General features: G+C 61.7%; 8 protein-coding genes. 6 read left to right on the forward strand and 2 right to left on the reverse strand.

Going from position 1 to position 8,766, the window contains the following annotated elements:
- The first annotated feature begins 126 nt into the window (after positions 1-126).
- The 5 genes from AC0IXA_RS27055 (at position 127) to ppx (ending at position 4,683) form a co-directional block, all read left to right on the forward strand.
- Positions 127-912, forward strand: a complete 786-nt coding sequence (locus tag AC0IXA_RS27055) for a transporter substrate-binding domain-containing protein (protein WP_076564506.1) — start codon at positions 127-129, stop codon at positions 910-912.
- Positions 913-933: 21 nt separating this feature from the next.
- Positions 934-1,602 carry an amino acid ABC transporter permease gene (locus tag AC0IXA_RS27060; RefSeq protein ID WP_341638147.1) on the forward strand — a complete coding sequence of 223 codons (669 nt, stop codon included), beginning with the start codon at positions 934-936 and terminating at the stop codon, positions 1,600-1,602.
- Positions 1,599-2,249: an amino acid ABC transporter permease gene (locus tag AC0IXA_RS27065; protein WP_016772621.1), complete on the forward strand. Its 651-nt coding sequence runs from the start codon at positions 1,599-1,601 to the stop codon at positions 2,247-2,249. Before AC0IXA_RS27060 ends, AC0IXA_RS27065 begins: the two co-directional genes overlap by 4 nt.
- Positions 2,236-2,973 (forward strand): amino acid ABC transporter ATP-binding protein, encoded by a 738-nt coding sequence (locus tag AC0IXA_RS27070; RefSeq protein WP_007911148.1) that lies wholly within the window; start codon positions 2,236-2,238, stop codon positions 2,971-2,973. The genes AC0IXA_RS27065 and AC0IXA_RS27070 overlap by 14 nt, the downstream gene beginning before the upstream one ends.
- A gap of 207 nt (positions 2,974-3,180) precedes the next feature.
- The gene (ppx, locus tag AC0IXA_RS27075; protein ID WP_341638148.1) at positions 3,181-4,683 is read left to right on the forward strand and encodes an exopolyphosphatase; all 1,503 of its coding nucleotides are present in this window, start codon (positions 3,181-3,183) and stop codon (positions 4,681-4,683) included.
- A 171-nt stretch (positions 4,684-4,854) separates the two neighbouring features.
- On the opposite strand, the gene ppk1 is transcribed toward ppx, so the two are convergent.
- Together ppk1 and hemB are read right to left on the reverse strand one after the other, a co-directional pair.
- Complete coding sequence (gene ppk1 / locus AC0IXA_RS27080) at positions 4,855-7,080, reverse strand: polyphosphate kinase 1 (RefSeq protein ID WP_016772619.1); 2,226 nt, start codon at positions 7,078-7,080, stop codon at positions 4,855-4,857.
- 18 nt (positions 7,081-7,098) lie between these two features.
- The gene (gene hemB / locus AC0IXA_RS27085) at positions 7,099-8,112 is read right to left on the reverse strand and encodes a porphobilinogen synthase (RefSeq protein ID WP_341638149.1); all 1,014 of its coding nucleotides are present in this window, start codon (positions 8,110-8,112) and stop codon (positions 7,099-7,101) included.
- Positions 8,113-8,319: 207 nt separating this feature from the next.
- On the opposite strand from hemB, the gene AC0IXA_RS27090 reads away from it, so the two are divergent.
- Positions 8,320-8,766 (forward strand): DedA family protein (locus tag AC0IXA_RS27090; protein WP_471814856.1); only part of this gene is annotated, 447 nt, incomplete at its 3' end.

The following is an 8,766-nucleotide window of genomic DNA, read 5'->3' on the forward strand; positions in this document are numbered from 1 at the left end:
GTTCAGACCAGTAAGACCGAACGAAGCCGCTGCTACTGCGGCCTGCCGGGGCGAAATCCGCCTGTTGGCACGGCCCATGCTCTGTCCGATCGCAGCAACCACTTCCCGCCGATCCGGAGATTGTCCATGACCCAGCGTTACAGCGCCCTCCTCGCTTCCCTGTTTGCCGGCCTGCTGCTGTGCCAGGCCCCCGCTCACGCCGACGGTCTGGACGACGTGGTCAAACGCGGCACGCTCAAAGTCGCCGTGCCCCAGGACTTCCCGCCGTTCGGCTCGGTCGGCCCGGACATGAAGCCGCGCGGCCTGGATATCGACACGGCGAAACTGCTCGCTGACCAACTCAAGGTCAAACTCGAACTGACCCCGGTCAACAGCACCAACCGCATCCCGTTCCTCACCACGGGCAAAGTCGATCTGGTGATTTCCAGCCTCGGCAAAAACGCCGAGCGCGAGAAGGTCATCGACTTCTCCCGCGCCTATGCGCCGTTCTACCTCGCCGTGTTCGGCCCGCCAGACGCTGCGATCACCAGCCTCGACGACCTCAAGGGCAAGACCATCAGCGTCACCCGTGGCGCCATTGAAGACATCGAGCTGAGCAAAGTCGCCCCCGAAGGCGTGACCATCAAACGTTTCGAAGACAACAACTCGACCATCGCTGCTTATCTGGCAGGGCAAGTCGATCTGATCGCCAGCGGCAACGTGGTGATGGTGGCCATCAGCGAGAAGAACCCCAAGCGCGTACCGGCGCTGAAAGTGAAGCTCAAGGATTCCCCGGTCTACGTCGGTGTGAACAAGAACGAAGCGGCGCTGCTGACCAAGGTCAACGACATCCTCAACACCGCCAAAGCTGACGGCGCACTGGAAAAGAACTCGCAGACTTGGCTGAAAGAGCCGCTGCCGGCCGATCTCTGATCGACTGCGCGGGAGACCTTCATGGCTTATCAGTTCGATTTCATGCCGGTGGTGGAAAACACCGACCTGTTGCTGCGCGGGGCGCTGTTCACCCTTGAGCTGACCGCCATCGGCGCGTTGCTCGGGGTCGGCGTCGGGATTGTCGGGGCGCTGGTGCGGGCGTGGAACATCCGCCCGTTCTCGGCGATCTTCGGCGTCTACGTCGAGTTGATCCGCAACACGCCGTTTCTGGTGCAACTGTTCTTCATCTTCTTCGGCCTGCCGTCGCTCGGCGTGCAGATTTCCGAGTGGCAGGCGGCGGTGCTGGCGATGGTGATCAACCTTGGCGCCTATTCGACCGAAATCATCCGCGCCGGCATCCAGGCGATTCCGCGGGGGCAACTGGAAGCGGCTGCGGCACTGGCGATGACCCGCTTCGAAGCGTTCCGCCATGTCGTCCTGCTGCCGGCGCTGGGCAAGGTCTGGCCGGCGCTGAGCAGCCAGATCATCATCGTCATGCTCGGTTCGGCGGTGTGTTCGCAGATCGCCACGGAAGAATTGAGCTTCGCCGCCAACTTCATTCAGTCACGCAACTTCCGCGCCTTTGAAACCTACGCGCTGACCACCCTGATCTACCTGTGCATGGCGCTGCTGATCCGCCAGTTGCTCAACTGGTTCGGGCGCCGGTTCATTGCGAGGAGCAGCCAATGAGCGATTTCACTTTCTGGGACATCCTGCGCAACCTGCTCACCGGCCTGCAATGGACGCTGGCGCTGTCGCTGGTGGCATTCATCGGCGGCGGCCTCGTCGGCCTGCTGATTCTGGTGATGCGCATCTCCAAGAACACACTGCCCAGCAGCATCGCCCGCACCTGGATCGAGCTGTTTCAGGGCACGCCGCTGCTGATGCAGCTGTTTCTGGTGTTCTTCGGCGTGGCGCTGGCCGGGATCGAGATTTCGCCGTGGATGGCCGCCGCGATCGCTTTGACCTTGTTCACCAGCGCCTATCTGGCGGAGATCTGGCGCGGTTGCGTCGAGGCCATTCCCCACGGTCAGTGGGAAGCTTCGTCGAGCCTGGCGCTCAATCCGCTCGAGCAGTTGCGCTACGTGATCCTGCCGCAAGCGCTGCGCATCGCCGTGGCGCCGACCGTGGGCTTCTCGGTGCAAGTGGTCAAAGGCACAGCGGTGACCTCGATCATCGGCTTCACCGAACTGACCAAGACCGGCGGCATGCTCGCCAACGCCACGTTCGAACCGTTCATGGTCTACGGGCTCGTCGCCCTCGGCTACTTCCTGCTCTGCTACCCCTTGTCCCTCAGTGCGCGCTACCTGGAAAGGAGACTGCATGCCTCTGCTTAGAATTTCCGCCCTGCATAAATACTACGGCGATCACCACGTACTCAAAGGCATCGACCTCAGCGTCGAGGAAGGCCAGGTCGTGGCGATCATCGGCCGCAGTGGCTCGGGCAAATCGACCCTGTTGCGCACGCTCAATGGCCTGGAGTCGATCAACGACGGCGTGATCGAAGTCGACGGCGAATACCTCGACGCCGCCCGCGCTGATCTGCGCAGCCTGCGGCAGAAGGTCGGCATGGTCTTCCAGCAGTTCAACCTGTTCCCGCACCTGACCGTCGGGGAGAACGTCATGCTCGCGCCGCAAGTGGTGCAAAAAGTACCCAAGGCCAAGGCTGCCGAACTGGCGCGGGAAATGCTTGAGCGAGTCGGGCTCGGGGAGAAATTCGATGCCTTTCCGGATCGCCTGTCCGGCGGGCAGCAACAGCGGGTGGCGATTGCCCGGGCTTTGGCGATGTCGCCGAAGGTGTTGCTGTGCGATGAAATCACTTCGGCACTGGACCCGGAATTGGTCAATGAAGTGCTCAGCGTGGTGCGGCAATTGGCCAAGGAAGGCATGACGCTGATCATGGTCACCCACGAGATGCGCTTTGCCCGGGAAGTCGGCGATAAATTGGTCTTCATGCACCACGGTAAAGTCCATGAGGTGGGCGATCCGAAGGTGTTGTTTGCCAATCCGCAGACGGCCGAGCTGGCGAACTTTATTGGCACGGTGGAGGCGACAGCCTGAAGATTTTCTGAGGCAGTGATGCCCTCTTCGCGAGCAGGCTCGCTCCCACATGGGAATGCGGTCACCTGTGGGAGCGAGCCTGCTCGCGAATGGCCGCGTCGCGATCCCCAGACTTTCTGCGCTGAATCAAGGGTTTGAACCATGCGCGTTGGCGCCAGCGTTTGATCGTGGCACGATGTCGGGGTTATCGACCGAGACCCCCTGACCATGCCGCAATCCCAAGCCAAGAATCTGTCCCTGATCGCCGCAATCGACCTGGGCTCCAACAGCTTTCACATGGTCGTGGCCAAGGCCCAGAACGGCGAAATCCGCATCCTCGAGCGCCTCGGCGAGAAGGTGCAACTGGCCGCCGGCATCGACGACGCGCGCCAGCTCAACGAAGAATCGATGCAGCGCGGCCTCGATTGCCTCAAGCGCTTTGCGCAACTGATCAACGGTATGCCGCTCGGTGCCGTGCGCATCGTCGGCACCAACGCCCTGCGTGAAGCGCGCAACCGTGGCGAATTCATCCGCCGCGCCGAGGAAATCCTCGGCCACACGGTTGAAGTCATCTCCGGCCGTGAAGAAGCGCGCCTGATCTATCTCGGCGTTTCGCACACACTCGCCGACACCCCAGGCAAACGTTTGGTCGCCGACATCGGCGGCGGCAGTACCGAATTCATCATCGGCCAGCGCTTCGAGCCGTTGCTGCGCGAAAGCCTGCAAATGGGCTGCGTGAGTTTCACCCAGCGCTACTTCAAGGACGGCAAGATCACCCCGGCGCGCTACGCCCAGGCCTACACGGCGGCGCGCCTGGAAATCATGAGCATCGAGCACGCCCTGCATCGCCTGACCTGGGATGAAGCCATCGGCTCCTCCGGTACGATTCGCGCCATCGGCCTGGCCCTGAAGGCTGGCGGCCACGGCAGCGGCGAGGTCAACGCCGAAGGCCTGGCGTGGCTCAAGCGCAAACTGTTCAAGCTGGGCGACGCCGACAAGATCGATTTCGAAGGCATCAAGCCTGACCGCCGGGCGATCTTCCCGGCGGGCCTGGCGATTCTCGAAGCGATCTTCGACGCCCTCGAACTGCAACGCATGGATCATTGTGAAGGCGCGCTGCGTGAAGGCGTGCTCTACGACCTGCTCGGCCGCCATCATCACGAAGACGTGCGCGAACGCACCTTGACCTCGCTGATGGAGCGCTATCACGTCGATCTGGAACAGGCGGCGCGGGTCGAGCGCAAGGCCCTGCACGCGTTCGATCAGGTCGCCGTCGACTGGGAACTGGATGACGGCATCTGGCGCGAACTGCTCGGCTGGGCGGCGAAAGTCCACGAAGTCGGCCTCGACATCGCGCACTATCACTACCACAAGCACGGCGCATACCTCATCGAGCACTCCGATCTGGCCGGCTTCTCCCGCGAGGATCAGCAGATGCTCGCGCTATTGGTGCGCGGGCACCGGCGCAATATTCCCAAGGACAAGTTCGGCGAATTCGGCGATGACGGCATCAAGCTGATTCGCCTGTGCGTGCTGCTGCGGTTTGCGATTCTGTTCCACCACATTCGCGGAACCCAGGCGATGCCGCAGGTGGCGCTGCATGCCAATGGCGACCATCTCGATGTGGAATTCCCGGAGAACTGGCTGGATGAAAATCAGCTGACCCAGGCGGATTTCGGCCTCGAGGCCGATTGGTTGACGCGGGTGGGGATTGTTCTCACGGTGCATTGACACTGATTGTGGCGAGGGGATTTATCCCCGCTGGCCTGCGCAGCAGGCCCGATTTTGACTCAAGGGGTCGCTTCGCGCCCAACGGGGATAAATCCCCTCGCCACAGGTCGGTATCAGTGTAGGTAGAAAAAAGGCGATCCCGAGGGATCGCCTTTTTTATTGGGCTGACGGTCAACTGCTGACAGGCAGTATCGGGCTGCCCAACCGCTCCAGCAACGTCGCCTGGGCACTGCGCGGGTTCTGGTTGCCGGTGGGTGTGTTGCGGATGTAGCGGCCGTCCGACTGCAGGCTCCAGCTGTGGGTGTTGTCGGTCAGGTACAGCTCCAGCTCTTTCTTGACGCGGGTCAGCAGCTTCTTGCCTTCCACCGGGAAGCAGGTCTCGACGCGCTTGTCGAGGTTGCGCTCCATCCAGTCGGCGCTGGAGAGGAACATCTGCTCGTCGCCGCCGTTGAGGAAGTAGAACACCCGCGTGTGTTCGAGGAAGCGGCCAATGATCGAGCGCACATGAATGTTGTGCGAGACCCCGGCGATGCCCGGACGCAGGCAGCACATGCCGCGCACCACCAGATCGATGCGCACGCCCGACTGGCTGGCTTTGTACAGCGCGCGGATGATCTTCGGATCGGTCAGCGAGTTGAACTTGGCGATGATGTGCGCCGGTTTGCCTTCAAGGGCGAACTGGGTTTCGCGGGCAATCATGTCGAGCATGCCCTTCTTCAGGGTGAACGGCGCATGCAGCAGCTTTTTCATGCGCAGCGTCTTGCCCATGCCGATCAACTGGCTGAACAGTTTGCCGACGTCTTCGCACAAGGCATCGTCGGAGGTCAGCAGGCTGTAGTCGGTGTAGAGCTTGGCGTTGCCGGCGTGATAGTTGCCGGTACCGAGGTGCGCGTAACGGACGATTTCGCCAGCCTCGCGGCGCAGGATCAGCATCATCTTGGCGTGGGTCTTGAAGCCGACCACGCCGTAGATCACCACCGCACCCGCCGCTTGCAGGCGGCTGGCCAGTTGCAGGTTGGATTCTTCGTCAAAGCGCGCGCGCAGCTCGATCACCGCCGTGACTTCCTTGCCGTTACGCGCGGCATCCACCAGCGCATCGACGATCTCGGAGTTGGCGCCGGAGCGGTACAGGGTCTGGCGAACGGCGAGAACGTGCGGGTCTTTCGCCGCCTGACGCAACAGGTCGACCACCGGAGTGAACGACTCGAACGGGTGCAGCAAGAGGATGTCCTGCTTGCTGACCACGCTGAAGATGTTTTCGCTGTTCTGCAGCAGTTTCGGGATCTGCGGGGTGAACGGCGTGTATTGCAGCTCCGGATGGCTGTCCAGACCGGTGATGCTGAACAGGCGCGTCAGGTTGACCGGGCCGTTGACCTGATACAGCTCGGTCTCGCTCAGGTTGAACTGCTTGAGCAGGTAGTCCGAGAGGTGTTTAGGGCAGGTGTCGGCAACTTCCAGACGCACCGCGTCACCGTAGCGCCGCGAGAACAACTCGCCACGCAGGGCGCGGGCGAGGTCTTCGACGTCTTCGGAATCGAGCGCCAGGTCGGCGTTTCGGGTCAGACGGAACTGGTAGCAGCCTTTCACCTTCATGCCCTGGAACAGGTCATCGGCGTGGGCGTGGATCATCGACGACAGGAACACATAGTTGTCGCCGGCACCGCCGACTTCTTCCGGGACCTTGATGATCCGTGGCAGCAGGCGCGGCGCGGGGATGATCGCCAGACCGGAGTCGCGCCCGAAGGCGTCGATGCCTTCGAGCTCGACGATGAAGTTCAGGCTCTTGTTCACCAGCAGCGGGAACGGGTGCGTCGGGTCGAGGCCGATCGGAGTGATGATCGGCGCGATCTCGTCGCGGAAATAGCGGCGGACCCAGGTCTTGAGCTTGGTCGTCCAGTTGCGCCGACGGATGAAGCGCACCTGATGCTTTTCCAGCTCGGGCAGCAGAATATCGTTAAGGATCGCGTACTGGCGGTCGACGTGACCGTGGACCAGCTCGCTGATCCGCGCCAGCGCCTGATGCGGCTGCAAGCCGTCAGCGCCGGCCTGTTCGCGGGCGAAGGTGATCTGCTTTTTCAGCCCGGCGACGCGGATCTCGAAGAATTCGTCGAGGTTGCTGGAGAAGATCAGCAGGAACTTCAGCCGCTCCAGCAACGGGTAGGACTCGTCCAGCGCCTGTTCCAGCACGCGGATGTTGAACTGTAATTGCGAAAGCTCGCGGTGGATGTACAGGCTGCTGTCATCCAGGCCGGGAATGGCGATCGCCGGCACCGCCACAGCGGTTTCGGCGACCGGCGCGGGTGGCGCAGGCTCCAGTTCCGGCGGGGTTTCGGTGATTTGCTCGACCACCGGCTGAGCTTCTTTTACGGCAACTTCAGTGAGTCCTTCGGTATTCATGGAATGTTCCTGGGAGGGCTATTTCTGCTCTCGTAACAATTGAGCGGCACGAACGGCAAAGTAAGTCAGGATGCCATCTGCACCGGCACGTTTAAAGGCGGTCAGTGACTCGAGGATCACCGCTTCGCTCAACCAGCCATTCTGGATAGCGGCCATGTGCATGGCGTATTCGCCACTGACCTGATAGACGAAGGTCGGCACCTTGAAGGCATCTTTGACCCGAAAAAGAATGTCCAGATAGGGCATGCCCGGTTTGACCATGACCATGTCCGCGCCTTCGGACAAGTCGGCACCGACTTCGTGCAGCGCTTCGTCGCTATTGGCCGGGTCCATCTGATACGAGGCTTTGTTGGCCTTGCCGAGATTCGACGCCGACCCCACCGCATCGCGGAACGGGCCGTAATAGGCGCTGGCGTATTTGGCCGAATAGGCCATGATGCGCACGTTGACGTGGCCGGCAATTTCCAGCGCCTCACGAATCGCCTGGATGCGGCCGTCCATCATGTCCGACGGCGCCACCACCTGCGCGCCGGCTTCGGCGTGGGACAGCGCCTGACGCACCAGCGCATCGACAGTGATGTCGTTCTGCACGTAGCCGTCTTCGTCGAGAATGCCGTCCTGACCGTGGGTGGTGAACGGGTCCAGCGCGACGTCAGTGATCACGCCCAGCTCCGGGAAACGCTCGCGCAGGGCGCGAGTGGCGCGCTGGGCGATGCCTGCGGGATTCCAGGCTTCGGCGGCATCGAGGGATTTCAGCTCAGGCGGGGTGACCGGGAACAGCGCCAGCGCCGGAATGCCCAGCTCGACCCATTTCGCCGCTTCTTCAAGCAGCAGATCAATGGTCAGTCGCTCGACGCCCGGCATCGAGGCCACGGCTTCGCGGCGGTTTTCACCGTCGAGCACGAACACCGGCAGAATCAGATCATCGACCGTCAATACGTTTTCACGCACTAGGCGCCGCGAAAAATCATCACGACGATTGCGGCGCAGACGAGTGGCAGGGAACAGACGATTGGCGGGGGTAAAGCTCACGGCAGACTCCTGAGCCCGGGCAAACGGGCGAGCGTGACAGTTATAGACGGCCATTATGACCAACAGATGACAGTTATGTGTGCTCTGTGACAGGTAGCCGCAATCCATTGTCGATGTAGGAAATGTTCACGTCGAGACACATTTGGACACTTTCATGAATGTGCCCGAAGGGTTAGGCTGCGCGTTCATTTCGCCAGCACCCAGACAATGCTCCAACAATTTCTGCACGACTTTGGCTACTTTGCCTTGTTTCTCGGTACGTTCTTCGAAGGCGAAACCATTCTGGTGCTCGCAGGCTTCCTTGCGTTCCGTGGATACATGGACATCAACCTGGTGGTGGTCGTGGCATTCTTCGGCAGTTATGCCGGCGATCAGCTGTGGTACTTCCTGGGGCGCAAGCACGGGCGCAAATTGCTTGCGCGCAAACCGCGCTGGCAGATGATGGGCGACCGTGCGCTGGAGCACATCCGCAAACATCCGGACATCTGGGTCCTGAGCTTCCGCTTCGTTTATGGCCTGCGCACCGTGATGCCGGTGGCGATCGGCCTGTCCGGTTATCCACCGGGGCGTTACTTGCTGCTCAACGGCATCGGCGCGGCGATCTGGGCCACCGCACTGGCTGCGGCGGCTTACCACTTCGGCGCAGTGCTGGAA

The sequence above is a fragment of the Pseudomonas sp. AC083 genome (genome assembly GCF_979253165.1).